Source organism: Streptomyces sp. NPDC051218, assembly GCF_044455475.1.
In the GTDB taxonomy this organism is placed as follows: Bacteria; Actinomycetota; Actinomycetes; order Streptomycetales; family Streptomycetaceae; genus Streptomyces.
The window spans coordinates 118602-134789 of record NZ_JBITEU010000016.1; the positions used below are offsets into that span (position 1 = coordinate 118602).

Here is a 16188-nt window from a genome sequence, read left to right on the forward strand (position 1 = left end):
GCTTGCCGTGATCACTCGCTCAACCACTCTCCGCACCCGCACCCGCACCCGCGCCCGTGCCTGGAAACGGCGTGTGCGCCGCGGGATGGCCCGGGATGCCGGGTACTCCACGGAGACGGTGCTCGTCACCGCGCTGCTCGCGGTCATGGGCATCGCGGTCATCGGGATCATCGTCGCGAAGGTGACCGCGAAGGCCAACGGGATTGATCTTGGCTAGGCGTCGTCGGCTGCGGCCCCGCAGACGGCCGAAGGACCGCGGGGCCGCGACTACCGAACTGGTGCTGGTGGTACCGCTGTTGATGTTCCTGCTGCTGTGCATCGTGCAGTTCGCCCTCGCGCTGCATGCCCAGCACGTCGCGCAGACATCAGCCTCCCGAGGACTGGCCGCCGCCCGCGCGCAGGACGCCACCTCGCAAGCCGGCCACACGCGGGCGACGGCCACACTGCGCCTGCTGGGCGGCCGACTGCTGCAGCACCCGTCGGTGCATGTCAGCCGGGGCGGGCAGCACGTCGAGGCGAGGGTGGAGGGAGAGGTCGCCGCGGTGGTGCCGGGACTCCACCTGCGGGTGGCCGGACACGCTGCGGGCCCGGTGGAGAGATGGACGGTGAGGTGACCGCATGTACCCCATCGTCCGCACGCGCCCGCGCCGTCGTCCTTCACGGGATGCGGGGGCAACCACGACCGAACTGGTGCTGGTGACACCCCTGCTGATCCTGCTGGCACTGATCGCCGTCGCCTTCGGCAAGCTCGCCGGAGCCCGCCTGGACGCCGACGAAGCCGCCCACCAGGCCGCCCGCGCCGCCTCGCTGGCCCGCTCACCCGGCGAGGCGCGCGCTGACGCGGCCGGCGCAGCCACGCGCAGCCTGGTCGGAGCCGGCTCCTCGTGCACGAGCCCGCGGATCAGTCCCGCCCTGGGCGGCTTCACCCCCGGCGGTGTGGTGCGGGTGACCGTGACCTGCCGCGCCGCGCTGGACGTACCGGGCATGCACAGCGTGGACGTCACGGCGTCGGCCTCCTCCGTCGTGGATCTGTATCGAGGAGTTCAGACATGAGCCCGACGAGCGGCGCCCGCACCCGGCGGCGCGGCCTGCACGGCGATTCGGGGCAGGTCACCGTCGTGGTCGTGGTGTCGGTGGCCGGCCTGTTCCTGTTCGCCGGACTGGTCATCGACGGCGGACTCGCCCTGGCGGGCAAGGTGCGGGCCGCCGACACTGCCCAGGAGGCCGCCCGCGCCGCCTGCCAGGAAGTCGATCTCGACCATCTGCGCGCCACCCACCGCCTACGCCTGGACGCACCTACAGCCCGCACGGCAGCCCGCGCGCGCATCACAGGAGTCGGCGACACCGGCCGTGTCCGCGTCCAGCAGGATCAGACGCAGGTCACCGTCACGCACACCCAAAAGACGCAAGTCCTCTCCCTCGTCGGTCTGGATCGGCTCACCACCACAGCGTCCGCCACCGCGCACATCCAACGCGGTGCCACCACACCCTGGGGCGAAGGCGGGGAGGGGCCCTCCTGATGCCTACGCCTGCCCCGCCACGTCACACAGCTCACCGGCTGGCCGCCGTCGCGCGCTTCCTCCTGTCCGGCAGTGCGCTTGCTGCTGCCGTGGTCGGCATCCCGTACGCCCTGACCGTGACCGTGGGAATGCCCTGGCCGGAGCAGGTCGCCTCGCTCGACGACCTCCTACAGCGTCTGGAGCAGCCGGTCAGCGACCCCTTCATGCTCCAGGTCCTCGCGCTGGTGGGCTGGGTGTGCTGGACGTACTTCATCGCCCTCCTGCTGCGCGAGTCACTCTGGCTGCTGGGGCGCTTGCCCGTGCTCGCCGCGGACGCGGCGCTGCTGCGACGGCGTGCCGCATCGCTGCCCGCCCACCGAGCGGCTGCCGTACTTCTTGTCGGCACCCTGCTCCTTGCGCTGATCGGGATGTGGCGGTTGCCCGTCGCGCACGCCTCGAACACTGCCGCGGGCCCTGCCCCTTCGGTAATCGCGGCGACGGCGCCTCAGCATGTTCCGCCCGCGAGAGCGCCCAGAGCCGAGTACACCGCCTACACCGTCCGGAGCGGCGACACGCTCTGGGACATCGCCGACAGGCATCTCGGCGACCCGATGCTGTGGCCAAAGATCTACCAACTGTCCTGCGCCATCCGGCAGTCCGATGGCCAGTTGCTCTCCGACCCCGACCTCATCGTGCCCGGCTGGCAGATGCACCTGCCCCGGATCGAGGCTTCCGCCCCGGCACCCGCGCCCAATTCACCTCGGCCACCGGTTGACCCGCCTCCGCCCACCCCGTCGCCTGCTCCCGAGCCCACGGGAGAGCAGCCCCACGGCCACGGCAAAGGCGGCGACGAGCGCCGCAACGAAGAGCGGCCCACGGGCCGCCCGGAGCGTGCGCACAGCCAGGCTCCGGAGCGCCGGCCGGCCACCATCTCAGTCGGTGTCGCCTCGGCCATCGGTGTCACGACTGCGGCCGGTATCGCCGCGGCGATCGGCTTCGCCCGGTGGCACGCGGCCCGCCGCCGTGCACCACGCCTGGAGACGCTCGCCGCCCCCTTGGCAGACGACGACCTCCTGCTGAGCGATGCGCTGGAGCGCAGCAATCAGGCGCACCTGGCGACCCTCGCCGCCCGCCACCACAACCCCGAGACCCTCCCGCGTCGCACGGCCCCGGCCGAACCCCAGCCGCCGGGAACGGTCACCGTCGCCGCGCACCACGGAGTGGAAGTACGCGCCGACTCCCTGGCCATTCCGGGCGGTGTGCATCTGACGGGGCCGGGCGCCGATGCCGCAGCCCGCCATCTGGCGATCGCCATCGCCAGCGCCGCCGAACGGCTGCGCCCAACTCCACCCCGGGTACGGCTGATCACCCCCGCGGCCACCCTGCGCCGACTGCTGCCCACGGCGGCGCACGATGCCCTCTGTGCCTGGACGGTCACCGACACCGCGACCGAGGCCTTCGAGACGGCGGAGCATGCCCTGCTGGGGTGCTCCCGTCACGAACAGCACTTCGACGCCCTGTCGTTGGAACGCAACGGCACCGCACTGCACATTCTCCTGGTGGACGGGGCAGTCGACGACCCGGTCCGCCTGCACGCACTGGCGTCCGCGAACGCATGCCACCTCACCGTCATCACCCTCGGCCCCCACCATGAGCACGGGAAACGGCTCACCGTCGCGGCCGACGGTACGGCGAACGGACCTCTCACCGCCCTGGACAACGCCGTCATGTTCCTCCTGGCACCTGACGTGGCGGCCGAGTTCCTGGAGACGCTGCACGCCGCCCACGGACGGCGGACCGCCCCGGCGGAGCCTGACGACGAACCAGAAGAAGAACGAGCACCGGAACAGGTACCTGCCCCGGTGCCGCAGCAACCACCTCCAACAAACCGCCCCGCCGCACCGGCGCCGACGCACGAGCTGCACCTCCGTCTCCTGGGCGGCTTCAAGCTGTTCGTGCACGGCAAGGAATGCGCGCTCACCGACACGCGAAAAGAAGAGACCCGGGAATTCATCGCCTTGCTCGCTGCACACCCGGAGGGGCTGCGCGGCGAGGAAATCGCCGAGAAGATGCAGCTCTCCGACGACCCGGTGGCGGCAAGAGCGGAAATCGAGAACCTGCGGCGCGCCGCCCGCCGCGTCTTCCGGGGAGCCACCGGGAAAAAGGAGGTGGCCTTCGTTCTGCTCAGCGGACAGGTGCACAAGCTCGACCCGCAATACATCACCACCGACAGCGCTGTCTTCACTGACGCGCTCAAGCAGGCCGCCGCAGCCGACTCGACCTACGCGAGAGCCGAGGCCCTCGGGCGCGCGACGGACATCTACACGGGGCCGCTGTGTGACGGCTCCGACTACCTGTGGGCCCACGGCCTGCGCGCCGCGCTCCACCGGCGCGCCCTGGACGCGCTGATGCTGCTGGCCGAGCACATGGCCCAGCACTCCGCCGACGCCGAGCCCGCCCTCGCGCTTCTCAACCAGGCCGCCGACCTCGACCCGGAGAACGAACGCGTCTACCGCCGGATCATCCAGCTGCAACTCGTCCTAGGGCGCGACGATGCGGCACACCGCACCCTGGGCCTGCTCACCGAACGCCTCGCCGCCATCGACGCCGAACCCGAGGCCGCGACGCTGGCCCTGCTGCAGCAGAGCAACCCGCCCAACCCGAGGGCCTCAACCACCAAAACCACCGTCAGACGCTGAGTCCTCCTGCACGTCCCGACCACCGTCCCACCACGGGGCACCACTCCGCCGTCCTGCTTGGACAAGAGCACCCCACCCCTGCATACGCCCAGGCCACGGCCCGATCCGCCACAGCGGACCGGGCCAGCCTGCATATCGGTACAAGCATCTGTCCCGATCTGCTCGCGCCGGCTGCCCCCTCTCCGCTCACCTGCGTTCAGCTGTCTCCTCACCTGCTCTCACCCGCCTTTCCTCCTTCACATGCTTCCTCTCTCTTCTCGCCCCCCTTCCTTCCTCCTCCCCTTAATCCCTCCTTGAGCCCGGCCGCCGGCGCCCGGCCCGGCGGGGCAGGAGCCGGGACGCGGCAGGGAGCGCCAGCCGAGTGCCCTGACCGCAGATTCGTGCACGCATTCGATGGCGGGTCGGCGCCGGCGGCGCAGGCCGCCTCTGATCACGTCGTGAACCCGGCCGCGCACGACACAAGACGTCGAGAGCGCCGGAATTCACCTGCAATTGCGTCGCCAATTCGCGAGAATTCCAGCATTACCGAGCCGGAATAGAGCTTCAGGTCCGCCGCAGGTCGAGCTATATTTAAATTGTTCCCGAAAAGGCCGGGAATGGAAATCCGCAAAAGGCGTCCACTCGATATCGAACGACGGGTGGAGTGTGCCCGGAAAGCGAAAGGAAGGAATTCAAAAGAGGCGCATGCAGCCGGGCGCCCCCTGCGCGATGACAGACGCGCGACGACCTGATCGACGTCTCCCGGACCTCTGCCGCCCCCGGCGCCTGACTGACGGACGCCCCCACGGCCCTATCACTGCCTGCAGGCCCCAACCCACGTACCAGGCACCGGAATCAACCTCCGGCCTGACCTGGCACGAACCCCCACCCGAATTCTCCTTAAGACGTGAGAGGAGTGCTTCGCCATGGCCGAATCCACCCCGCCCCCCACCTCCGCCCCCATCCCGGCGCCCGCCGCGCTGGCCAAGGCCCGCCCCGGACAGCTGCGCGCACGGATCGCCGGAATCCTGGCGGCCCACCAGAGCGCGCAGTTCACCGTCACCGAACTGGCCAAGATGGTGGGGCACTCGGGCGGAGCGGTCGGCAACGCCTGCGAAACCCTGGTCACTCGGGGCGAGGCCGAGCGGATCGGCATGCAGCCCCGCACCTACCGGGCGACCGCCAGCACCGCGAGCGCCGCCCAGCGCACCCCGGTCAGCCCGCCCCCGCCCAGGGCCAGCGCGTCTCCCCAACAGGCCCCCGCCGCACCGAAACCAGGTCCTCCGGCGCCGGGTGCGAAGCCCTTGCCGATCCTGCGGCCCAACGGGCAGCACTACCATCCCAGAGCTCTGGCGAACCTGCCTGATGTCGAGGCGTTGCGACGGCTGCGTACGGCCAGTGTCCCGGTCCTGCTCTACGGGCCGCCGGGCACGGGTAAGACCTCGCTGATCGAGGCGGCCTTCGACGACCTGATCACGGTGGCCGGAGACGGCGACACCACGGTCGGCGACCTGATCGGCGAGTACACCCAGGACGAACAGGGCGGCTACGAGTTCATCTACGGCCCCCTGGTCACCGCTATGCAGGAGGGGCGCGCCCTCCTCCTGGACGACGCGACCCTCATCTCCCCGAAGGTCCTGGCCGCCCTATACCCGGCGATGGACGGCCGCAGGCAGATCCAGGTCAAGGCCCACAAGGGCGAGACGATCACCGCCGCCCCAGGGTTCTACGTGATCGCGGGCCACAACCCGGGCGTGCACGGAGCGGTCCTGACCGAGGCACTGGCCTCACGGTTCAGCGTGCAGATCCAGGTCGGCTCCGACTACGACCTGGCGGCCGCCCTGAAGATCAACCGGACGGCGGTGCGCATCGCCCGCAACATCGCCGCCCGCCAGCAGATCGGCGAGGTGGGCTGGGCGCCCCAACTGCGCGAACTGCTCGCCTTCTCGAAGATCTCCGAGGTTCTGGGAGCCGAGGCGGCCTTCGCCAACCTGGTCGGCATCGCCCCGCTCGAAGACCGGGACACCATCGCCGAGATCGTCGCCAAAGCCACCGGACGACCGGTCACCGCCCTGGCCCTGGGCCGCCAACTCTGAACCCCCACCCGCCGCCCACGCCCTTGAGAGGGGACCGACCCGCCATGAGTAACCACCCCCACATCCAGTACGCGCCACCCGCCCTGACCGAAGACGAATGGGCCACCGCCCGCTGGGAAGACGACGGAGGCCCACCCCGCGAACCACGACCGGCACCGAGCGCGGGGGAGTGGCTGCGGATCTCGGCAGCTTTGACCGAGCGGCTGCCCGAACTCGCCGACCGGGACGACGTGATCGTCACCTGCCAGCCCGGCACACGCTCAGGAGCCCCGGCCGCCTTCTACCCGGCACTGGCCGAGCTGGAAATGGACGCCGCCGTATTCACCCCGCACGCCCCGGCCACCATCCACCCGGAGCGCTACGGCGACGAGGAGCGCTACCCAGCGGCCTGGGGCGCCCTGATCCACGAGGCCGCCCACGCCGCCCACAGCAAATGGGCCACCCCACCACCTCTGCGCGGCACGGCCCTTGACGGCGCGGCCCAGATGCTGGAGGAATCCCGGGCCGAACACGCCCACCTCGCCCGCCGCCCCGGCGACCGCCGCTACCTGCGGGCCTGCGTGAGCAACCTGGTCCTCGCCGAGATCACCGCCGACACCCCCGCCGATCCCTGGCAGGCCGCCTTCGCCGCCGGATTGATCCTGGCCCGCCGGGACGCCGGAATCCTCGACGCCGACGAAGCCGAACCCCTGGAACAGACGGTCACCCCCATCCTCGGCGCCGACCTCCTGGACACCCTCGCCGAGATCTGGACGGCCGCCCACGCCACCGCCGATCCCGACGAACAGGCCATGCTCGCCCACGCGCACGCCTGGTGCCAGGCGCTCGGCGCCGACCAGAGGCAACCCCCGCCCACCTGCGGCACCCGGGGGCGCGGGGAACTCGCCGAGGCGATCGGCAAGGCCATGGGCCATGTCGCCGCGAACGAGGCCACCGAGCAGGCGGTCACCGCCGCCAAAGAGGCCCGCACGCAGGCGAAAGCCGAACAGGCCGAGCGCGCACGCCAGTCCGCCAAGACCGCCGAGAAGGTCTTCACACCCGGGGCCCGCCCCTACACCCCCAACAAAACCAAGGGCAGGCCGCCCAGGTCACCGATCACCGGTACCCGCACACCCACGGCAGCGGAGAAGGCCGCCGCCGGACAACTCGCCCGGGCCCTGCGGGCGGCCGCCTACCGCGAACGCGTGGCCACCGTCACCGCATCGGCCGCCCCGCCCGGACGCCTCAGCATGCGCGGAGCCCTGGCCCGCGACGCGCAGAAAGCCGCAGGCGCCACCCCCACCGCCCTGCCCTGGATCCACACCCAACGACGCCAGGCCCCGAGCCCGCCGCTGCGGATCGCCATCGCCGTAGACATCTCCGGCTCCATGGATGCCGCCGCCGCCCCGATTGCCTCCGCCGCCTGGATCCTGGCCCGCGCCACCGCGCTCACCGACCCGGACTCCATGGCCGCCACGGTGGCCTACGACCACTGCCTCACCGCGATCACCGCCCCGGGCCACACCCCCACCCGGGTAACAGAGTTCGCCGCCGACGGCTTCGGCCACAGCCTCGCCGAGGCAACCGACGCCCTGAGTGCCGGGCTCGGCCTGACCCAACCGGGCCGAGGACGACTCCTGGTGATCGCCTCCGACGGCTACTACTCCCGCGCCGAGAAGACCCGGGCCACCGAACGCATCAACACCCTCACCGACGCCGGATGCGCCGTGCTGTGGCTGGCCTTCGACCCTGACCCCACCCCACTGCCCCGCACCACCCTCCTCCAGCTGACCGACCCCGCCCGCGCCGCCGCAGCCATCGCCAAAGCCGCGACCGCCGCCATCAGCACCGCCCACTGACCAAACCCTCACCACCCACACAGGAGGACACCCGTACGACCACCGAGCAGCCCGTCTACGCCCCCGAGCACTGGCTGGGCACCCGCCTGGCCCGCGAAATCACCGGCCTCGCCGACCCCCTCATCCACCTGTACACCGCGCACGAGGACGGCGACCCGCTGGCCAAGTTCGCCCAGATCACCGCCGCCACCGTGCTCGAACTGGACGCCCTGGACGCCGAGGCCGAGCGGCTGCGCACCCAGCTCGCCCACCGCGCCGCGCACGGCTCCCGCCACCTCGACGGCCCCTACAACGACGCCGAAGCCGCCCGCATCACCGCTACCCAGCTGGCCCAGGTCTGCGCCGCCCGCCAGTGGACCACCACCACCCTGCGACGCCTGCTCACCGCCTACGCCGCCAGCACCCCCTGACCCTCCACTGGGCCGCCGCCTTCCGGGGCGGCGGCCCCCACCCCGGACAACGAAAGCCAAGGAGAAGGAAGCCGACCATGACAAGCCTCGCCGAACGCGCCCACGCCGCCGCCGTCTTCATCCGGCACAACAAAACCGTCAGCCCGCACGGCCGCTATCGCGGCGAAGAACACGCCATGACCGCCGTACGCCTGGCCGCCGCCCTCGGACTCGGCCTGGACCAGATCACCACCGAACCGGACTGGCTGCGCCGCCGCACCGCCCCCGGCGAGCCGGTCCTGGCCACGGCCACCTGCCCGGACAACGGCGAGCGGTACGTCTTCCTCACCCGATTCCCGATCTACGAGGACGAACCGTTCGAACTCCTCGGCCCCTGCCCCGAATGCACCGCCCAGGTCCCCCTGGCGAGCATCCGCCACCTCGCCGACCTCGGCACCCACCTCGCCCACGCCCCCATCACGAGCGCAGACCTCACCCGCCCCGGGAGCGTCCCCGACACCTTCCCCACCGACCAGGCCCACACCAACACCTGCCGCTACGGCGACACCCCCTGAGCCCCTGCACATCTCCGTACGGAAGGACACCCAGGCCATGACCAACCCGACCAGTCGCGTTCGCGGCACCGCCAAGAACTTGTCAGCCGACACGAGTTCGCCTGCCGCCGAGCCGATGGGGCCAGGCGAGCAAGCGGTTCGCGAAGTGCTCGGCAACGACGAGGCCTACCGCCTCCTGCGCACCCGCGCCCACGGCGGCACCTCCGACGCCCTGCTGGCCCAGCTCGTCCTGGACACCGCCAAGGAAGTCGACCGGCTCTACGCGCGCCTGCGACTGCAGGCCGCCCACGCCCGAGACCGCCTCAACGACGCACTCAACTGCCGCCGCACAGCCGCCTTCATCCCCGTCAGCGGCGTACTCAACTCCTGCGGCCACAGCACCGGCCTACTGGCTGCCCGAACCGCCCAGCAGCTCAATCAGCTCGGCCTGGTCCTCGACGCCTACCGCGCTTCCCGCCCGCCAACCACGTGACACACCCCGGGCCGCCCCTCCCAGAGCGGGCGGCCCGGGCCACCGCCCCATAACCGAAACACCAACAGAACTACCGGGCACTGCACCGCACATGGAGAAGGACCCGTCATGCGCCTGAACGACCATGCCATCCTCACCGCCCTACTGCCCGCGGACACCCGCCTGTGGTGGCAGATCATCGGCGACCACGCCTACGCCAGCCCGGCCCAGGACTCCCCGGTACGCGTCATCCTTGCCATCCACCGGGGCTCCACCACCGGCACGCCTCTTGGCCTGACGCTGCGCGCCGTTCACCTCCAGTGCGGTGAACTCGACACCACCGTGCTGCCCTTCGACCGCGACGAAGATCCCTGGCAAGTCGCGAACTTCAACTTCACCACCGGCACCGTCCGACCCGGACCCTGCTTCGACGCATATTTCCGCCAGGCCCACGCCTACCGGGACGTGTGGCAGAACGGCCGGAGCCGCCCGCCGGAGGCGCCTCTACCTGGGTAAGAGCTCCGCGCATGCACAGTCCGGGCCGGCCGGCGGCAGTGTCTCCCTGACCAAGGGTTCGGTATCAGTGTCCGCGGCGCCGATCCGCGCGCCTGGCGTGCTGCGGGCGGACTCCGGAGAGCAGAGCGGAACGGAGCAAAGGGAGTAGGCCAACCTGCTACGCCACTACAGTTCGATGGGGCGGTACGCCAACGCCTGGTCGACCACTTGCTCGGCGGTCAGCGGGGGGTCCTGGTAGAAGATCAAGTCAGATACTCGCGGGTGCGGAACACTCACCATCAACTCTTCCAACAGTGCATCTTCTTCCGCTTCCGGAAGAGTCGCATCAATAAATTTCCGCACTATCTCGATGAGTTCCGCGCGAGCCTTGAGGGACACTGAGAACCTCCCTTCAAGGCAACTCTCATCTACTGGAATGGCAATCGTCTCTGAGTTTCCTTGCGTCACGAATCATGATCATTTCACGATCGAGATTCACGTCGGGCAAACACTCTCTCTTGTTCTGGAAGGTCTCCGTTCGTTGGGTAAGCCCGGCGGTCATGTTCCAGTTGATCACTGCAGGGTGATTTGGTGTTCGTGTGTGGGATCCGAGGGGCAGGCGAAGATACTCAAGGAGCCGTCTCTGCCTACAGTGACACGTGTGGGGATGTTCGCCTCGAGCTCCTCGGCGAGGTGGCGGTCCTCCACCGGCGCCCAGCTCATGGTCTCGTCATCCCACTCGGTGCTGGCGATGGTCAGCAACGGGCTCATCGGCGTGCCGCAGCCACACACGACCTCGTATGGGTCACTGGTCTCCCAGGTCGCATATCCTCCGACCTTCCACCCGGGTGCCGTGGAGAGGTCCGTCTGATAGCGAGGCGGCTCGACATCCTCGAAGTCGTCAGTCTCCGCTTGCCCTTCCTCCCATCCGTAAATCCGCTCCTGCAGCCCGGGGTCCAGCAGCCCGATGTATTCATGCTCCGTGACACGCTCAGGGTGCAGAACGCAGGGCTCAGGCACGTACTCATCGTCCCCGACCACCGCGGGGAGGGGAGGGTGTGTCAGGAGCTCGCCGACGTCTGATGAGTTGCGCCACTCGATGTGGATGCCCGGGGTCGCCAGATCACCGTGCGCGCTGAACGGGCACCACAGGACCTGGAGCAGATCCGCTCCCTCAGGTGCGGGAAGGCCTGGAACGTCCCGAGCGAAGAGCTGTGCCAGGGGCAGTAGCGGGACAGGCGAGGTGTCGGTGCCCTCTGAGGCGTGGTGTTCTTGCTCGAGCGTGGACAGGTGCTGCAGCTCCTCCGGGGTCGGACCGCTGCTCGGAGACCTGCGCCACGCCGCCGCGAGGATGCGGCGCCACTCATGAACGTCTTCGACCCTGCGGCCCTGATCCCGGGCATGCGGCTCCCGGCAGGTTGGCCACGGTTCATCGGCAGGCCACAGAATCAGGCCCCCGACGGAACTGTCGGTGGGCTTGGGGCTGCCAGGGCGAGGGTGCAGACGAGTGCAGTCCCGTCGATGGGAGCTCAGCTCGGGGAAGACTGCTTCGATGTCTACCGGCCGTGGTGGGGTGGTCCGGGTCATTGCTTGCCTCACATTGCAGTCGGTCTACTTGGGGACAGGGATTCGTACGCCGGCGGCGGGATTTTCCAGGGGCCGGTTCAGGCTGAATCCGCGGTCGCCGTGCGCCGAGATGTTGAGCCTGATGGGTACGGGGTTTGTTCCCTCGTAGACGGGCACGACTGAGTACTGGACGTTTTCTCCCTTCGCCACCGCCTTGTATACATCTTTCTCGATTCCACGCATTACTGGGGTGTTCACTGGGTTCTGTGTCAATGTGACCAGATTCCGGTAGCCGTTCTCGCCCGACCCCGGCCCGCCGAGCTTTCTGGCCAGCAGATGGCCACGTGCCTCGTTGAAGAGGCGCCCCTCCCCACGCCAACCAGGCGGCCAGATGGAGGACGATGCTCCGCTGCCGCCTTTCATGTTGTCCCTGCGGAGTGCCGCCCAGGCACCGGTGGGGCGCCCGAGGTCGTCCAGTTTGCCAAATCTGACGCTGCCGTCCCACAGGTAGGCGTCCATCTCAAGACATGCCTTCGGGACGAGTCCGAGCGGGTCGCTCCAGGTGTGGGGGTTGTGCGGGTAGGTGACAGGGTTGGGGGCAGGGTCAAGGCCGAGAGGGTCGGGGCTGGTGAAGCGGGCCGTGTCGGGGTCGTAGTGGCGGAGGAAGTTGTAATGCAGGCCGGTCTCGTGATCGGCGTACTGGCCGGGGAAGCGCAGCGGTGTGTAGGCGGAGGCGTCACGGTTCCAGGTGGTGGTGCCCCACAAGGTGGTGCGGGACTGCCAGGCGATGTCGCCGTGTTCATCGACGAGTTCCGTTGGCGTTCCGACCAGGTCGGTGACAATGGCGAAGAAGCGGGCGTCGACCTCGGTCTGCGTCATCCCTTCCCCGGAAGCGCGGCGTTCGAGCTGGGCCAGGGGGAATTCGTCGTGGTACTCCCACGTGGTGATGACGCCCGTGGCGCTCTCGGTCTGTTCGGCGAGGTTGGTGCCGTCCCAGGTGAAGCGGATGGTCTGGCGGATCGTTTCGCCATCGGATGCCATGCGGTGTTTGGCGGTGCGGCGGCCAAGTGCGTCGTAGTGGTAGCGCCAGGTCGTGCCGTCGGGGGTGACGCAGGTGATGAGGTGGTCCTCGGCGTCGTACGCGTAGCGCCAGGTGTCGGGTTTGCGGGACAGGCGTGTCTTCTGGCGCAGGATCATGCGACCGGCTGCGTCGTATTCGTAGCGAATGTCGCCGGCCGTGCGTATTCGGGTGCCGGCGTAGGAGCGTTCGCCGCGGGCTTCGGGGTGGGGTGCCGTGTCGGGCCACCGCGCGCTGGTTTGGTTGCCTGCCGTGTCGTAGGCATACGACTCGCTCCAGCCCTCCGCGGTAACCGTGAGCGGCCTTCCGAGCGGGTCGAGGGAAATGGTGCGCTGTTCGCCTGTGAGTTGATCGGTGATCGTGGTGAGGACGCTGTCCGCGCGGTAGGCATAGGCACGGGACCGCACTACCTGTCCCGAGGCCGTCAACTGCTGGATGGTCGGGCGGCCGGCGCTGTCGAAGGCACGGCTGAGCGTCACAGGGGCTACGGGTGACCCAAAGACGCGGTGGGTTTCCCGGTCGAGGCTGTCGCGGGTGAAGGCGAGAGCATGACCGGCGAGGGCCAGCTCCGTGGGGCTTCCTGCGGCGTTGCGGGCGATGCGGGTGACCGCGCCGCTGGGCGTGCTGCGGCTGGACCGCTGCCCCAGGACGTCGTAGGTGTATCGGGTGGTGTTCCCGTCGGCCGTCTCGGCCAGGACGCGGCCCAATGAGTCAAGTTGCCATGCGAGCGACGAGGACGAGGACGTCGCGGCAGTGAGCTGCCCGGCAGCGTTGTAGGTGTATGCAGTGCGCTCGCCGTCGACGTCCTTGCTGACGATCCGGCCTGCGGAATCGAGTTCGTGGCTGATCACCTGGCCGAGCGGCGTTGTCCGGGCCGCGAAGCGGCCAGCGGCGTCATAGGCGTAACTGAGGGTACGGCCGTCGAAATCCGTTTCCGAGATCAAGCGCCCGGCGGGGTCGTACTCATATCTCCACGTAAGGCCCTGGGGATTGGTTACCTGGGTCAGCCGCAGCTCGGCGTCGTGCGTGAACGTGAAACGGGCACCGTCTGGATCAGTCCGAGCCGCCAGTAGGTCGAAATCCCCGTACTCGAAGCGCGTGATGCCGCCGATCGGATCCGTCTGCGTGACACGATTTCCCTCGTCGTCATAGGTATACGTCTCGCTCGTCCCGTCGGCGTTCGTACGACGCGCCAGGTGGCCTTCGACAGTCCACTCCAGGTGCGTGACGTTGCCTGCCGCGTCCGTGATGGTTGAGCGTCGGCCCATGCTGTCGTACCCGTACGAGGTCACGGCCCGCAGCGGGTCCGTGACCTCGACGGGCAGACCTGCCTCGTTGTACCGAATCCGGCTGACGTTGCCGAGCGCATCGGCCAACGAGGCCACTTGCCCGGCCGGGTTGTAGGAGTAACGCGTGGTGGACCCGGTCGGGTCGGTGACTGCCGTGCGGTTGCCGTGCGCGTCGTATTCCTGGCGCCATATGCCCCCGTCGGGGCCGGTGATGAGCGTCGGAAGACCGCTCTCGTTGTACTCGCACGTAGTCTCCCGGCCGTCCGGCCCGATGACGGAGACCGCCTGGTCCAACCCGTTGAACTGCGTTCGAGCCGTGTGGCCCAACGGGTCGGTGGTCGCTGTCCGTCGTCCAGCGGCGTCCCACTCGTAGTGGGTGGTGTTGCCGAGAGGATCGGTCTGCCGGACCAGCCGGAACGCCTCGTTGTGTTCGAACGTCGTGGCGTGGCCCAGGGCATTGGTGACCGTGGTGGTGCGGGTCGCGTCCTGGTAGTGCAATGTGCCCGACAGGTAGCCACCGCTGCCCTCCGTACGCACCACGCGGCCACGCCCGTCATAGGTGTAGGCGTACGTGTTTCCGGTGCGGTCCGTCCAGGAGGTGATCCGGCCTGCGCTGTCGTAGGTGAAGCGCATCGGCGCGCCCGAGGAGTTGCGCACCTCGGACAGGTTGCCGTCCTCGTCGTAGCCGTAGGAGACCAGCACTGTGCCACGCCCATTGAGACGCTCTGGGCCGAGCAACCGCAAAGCAGTGATGCGGGGCAGAGTGTCGTCGCGGTCGAGTGCGATGCGATAGCCGGCGGAATGAGCGACCTCCGCAGGAGCGCCATACTCGTCGTAATGAACCGTGATCCGCTGCCCGAAACGGGAGACGATGAACTGAAGGGGCAGGTCAACGGCCTCATCGTCCGCGGCTGGCTGCGGGCTGTGGAAGACATAGCTCAAGCCGTTGGCAGGGTTGGTGATGCGCAGCGCGCCGTCGACCTCGGAGTCCCAGGCCAGGGGAAGGCGGGGCCCCACCTCGGGGAAAACGGGCTCCGTGGCGTCCGGCGCCGGGTGAGGGTAGATCAGCCGAGATCCGTCCGGAGCGGCGAAGGTGACGGTCTCATCGTCAATCTGAAGGCGTTGGTCGAGGGTGGAGGCCCAAGAGGGCCCGAACCAGCCGCCCCACCGGTAGGAGGAGAGGTGTGTGCGTTCCAGGATCAATGGCAACGCTGCGGGCAGTTCGACATCGGTCTGCGGCAGCAGCATTGTGCCCGTGGCGACATCGATGGGGTCGAGCTTGCATTCTTTCTCCGCCGCGCGAATAGCAGCTTCAAGCTTCTCGGCCTCGCCAGGCCGCAGCTTGAGTTTGGAGAGGTCGGTGGTGCCAAGCTTCGTCGTCCTGGCTAGCTTGGCGAGTTCGCTGGGCTTGAGCTTGCCCAGGCCCTTACCGAGGGCCTTCCCCAGGGCGCCCGCACCGACGCCGAAGGCGGCACCGGTGGCCAGCAACTCCGCTAGCTTGCCCGGGTCCTTGAAGGCGCCAGGGTCCTGCAGGGCAGCATCGAAGGCCGAGAACTTCATACCCTCGCCAGCGAGCTTGCCAGCCTTCGCGATCGTCTTGATCTCTCCGAGGGCCTTCAGCGCCCGCTCCAGGCCGCGTATCGCCTCCATGACGGTGCGGATCACCGAGGCCATACGGGTCCCGGACTTCTCGATCCGTGCGATCAGCGCCACTACCTTCGCGGCCCGTGCACCAGCAGCGAGGCTGCCGGCGATCGCGGAGAGGCCGCCGGTCAGCACGGACAGGGCCAGGCCCGCGATCTCGAACTCGACGATTTCCGCGAGGATCACGCCGATCTCGGACAGCAGTTCGTGGGCTTCGTCGGCGAATTCGTCCAGCGCCTTGGCACCTTCACGCAGCGAGTCGGCCATGTCGGTGGCCTGCGTGCGGGATGCCTTGGCCCGCTTGTGGAGTGCCTTGGCGGCCTGGCCGTCCCACTCCAGGTCCTGGAGCGCCGATTTAGCGTCGTGAGCAGCGTCGTCGAGGCCCTTGGCCAGGGCCCGCCACTGCTTGGCGATCTCGCGGATCCCGTCGGGGTCGACGGCGGGGTCGGTGATGCCGAGGAACTCCAGGCCGCTGGCGAGGGTGTTGCCGAAGGCGTGGTTGGCCTTGTTGATCCAGTGCAGGGGATTGAGGTCTTCGGCGTCGATGTCGATGTCGATGTCGCCGGGGATGATGTCGAAGCCCATGTACG

Annotated in this window: 14 protein-coding genes; 11 read left to right on the plus strand and 3 right to left on the minus strand. The window is 69.1% G+C overall.

The genetic code is table 11. From position 1 onward, the window contains the following. Nucleotides 1-7: 7 nt before the first annotated feature. The 11 genes from ACIBCK_RS36840 to ACIBCK_RS36890 all read left to right on the plus strand — a co-directional run bounded on the left by ACIBCK_RS36840 (nt 8) and on the right by ACIBCK_RS36890 (nt 10042). Entirely contained in the window at nt 8-217 is a 210-nt protein-coding gene (locus ACIBCK_RS36840; protein WP_399397446.1) for a hypothetical protein, read from the plus strand. Continuing rightward, complete coding sequence (locus ACIBCK_RS36845; RefSeq protein WP_399397447.1) at nt 210-614, plus strand: TadE/TadG family type IV pilus assembly protein; 405 nt, start codon at nt 210-212, stop codon at nt 612-614. The genes ACIBCK_RS36840 and ACIBCK_RS36845 overlap by 8 nt, the downstream gene beginning before the upstream one ends. Nucleotides 615-618: 4 nt before the next feature. After that, entirely contained in the window at nt 619-1053 is a 435-nt protein-coding gene (locus ACIBCK_RS36850; protein ID WP_399397449.1) for a TadE/TadG family type IV pilus assembly protein, read from the plus strand. Then, nucleotides 1050-1520, plus strand: a complete 471-nt coding sequence (locus ACIBCK_RS36855; protein WP_399397450.1) for a pilus assembly protein TadG-related protein — start codon at nt 1050-1052, stop codon at nt 1518-1520. The genes ACIBCK_RS36850 and ACIBCK_RS36855 overlap by 4 nt, the downstream gene beginning before the upstream one ends. Beyond that, nucleotides 1520-4198: a BTAD domain-containing putative transcriptional regulator gene (locus tag ACIBCK_RS36860; RefSeq protein WP_399397452.1), complete on the plus strand. Its 2679-nt coding sequence runs from the start codon at nt 1520-1522 to the stop codon at nt 4196-4198. Before ACIBCK_RS36855 ends, ACIBCK_RS36860 begins: the two co-directional genes overlap by 1 nt. Before the next feature lie 995 nt (nt 4199-5193). Continuing rightward, nucleotides 5194-6273: an AAA family ATPase gene (locus ACIBCK_RS36865; RefSeq protein WP_399397522.1), complete on the plus strand. Its 1080-nt coding sequence runs from the start codon at nt 5194-5196 to the stop codon at nt 6271-6273. A gap of 44 nt (nt 6274-6317) precedes the next feature. Continuing rightward, nucleotides 6318-8111: a VWA domain-containing protein gene (locus ACIBCK_RS36870; RefSeq protein ID WP_399397454.1), complete on the plus strand. Its 1794-nt coding sequence runs from the start codon at nt 6318-6320 to the stop codon at nt 8109-8111. Nucleotides 8112-8302: 191 nt separating this feature from the next. Further along, nucleotides 8303-8521 (plus strand): hypothetical protein, encoded by a 219-nt coding sequence (locus ACIBCK_RS36875; RefSeq protein WP_399397455.1) that lies wholly within the window; start codon nt 8303-8305, stop codon nt 8519-8521. A gap of 77 nt (nt 8522-8598) precedes the next feature. After that, nucleotides 8599-9075: a hypothetical protein gene (locus ACIBCK_RS36880; protein WP_399397456.1), complete on the plus strand. Its 477-nt coding sequence runs from the start codon at nt 8599-8601 to the stop codon at nt 9073-9075. Nucleotides 9076-9112: 37 nt separating this feature from the next. Further along, the gene (locus ACIBCK_RS36885; RefSeq protein ID WP_399397457.1) at nt 9113-9547 is read left to right on the plus strand and encodes a hypothetical protein; all 435 of its coding nucleotides are present in this window, start codon (nt 9113-9115) and stop codon (nt 9545-9547) included. A 108-nt stretch (nt 9548-9655) separates the two neighbouring features. Next, nucleotides 9656-10042: a hypothetical protein gene (locus ACIBCK_RS36890; RefSeq protein WP_399397458.1), complete on the plus strand. Its 387-nt coding sequence runs from the start codon at nt 9656-9658 to the stop codon at nt 10040-10042. A 165-nt stretch (nt 10043-10207) separates the two neighbouring features. On the opposite strand, the gene ACIBCK_RS36895 is transcribed toward ACIBCK_RS36890, so the two are convergent. The 3 genes from ACIBCK_RS36895 to ACIBCK_RS36905 all read right to left on the minus strand — a co-directional run bounded on the left by ACIBCK_RS36895 (nt 10208) and on the right by ACIBCK_RS36905 (nt 16183). Beyond that, entirely contained in the window at nt 10208-10420 is a 213-nt protein-coding gene (locus tag ACIBCK_RS36895) for a hypothetical protein (RefSeq protein ID WP_399397460.1), read from the minus strand. A 174-nt stretch (nt 10421-10594) separates the two neighbouring features. Further along, nucleotides 10595-11062: a hypothetical protein gene (locus ACIBCK_RS36900; protein WP_399397462.1), complete on the minus strand. Its 468-nt coding sequence runs from the start codon at nt 11060-11062 to the stop codon at nt 10595-10597. 570 nt (nt 11063-11632) lie between these two features. Further along, a complete protein-coding gene (locus ACIBCK_RS36905) occupies nt 11633-16183 on the minus strand; it encodes a DUF6531 domain-containing protein (RefSeq protein ID WP_399397464.1) in 4551 nt (1516 codons plus the stop codon). Between the last annotated feature and the right edge of the window lie 5 nt (nt 16184-16188).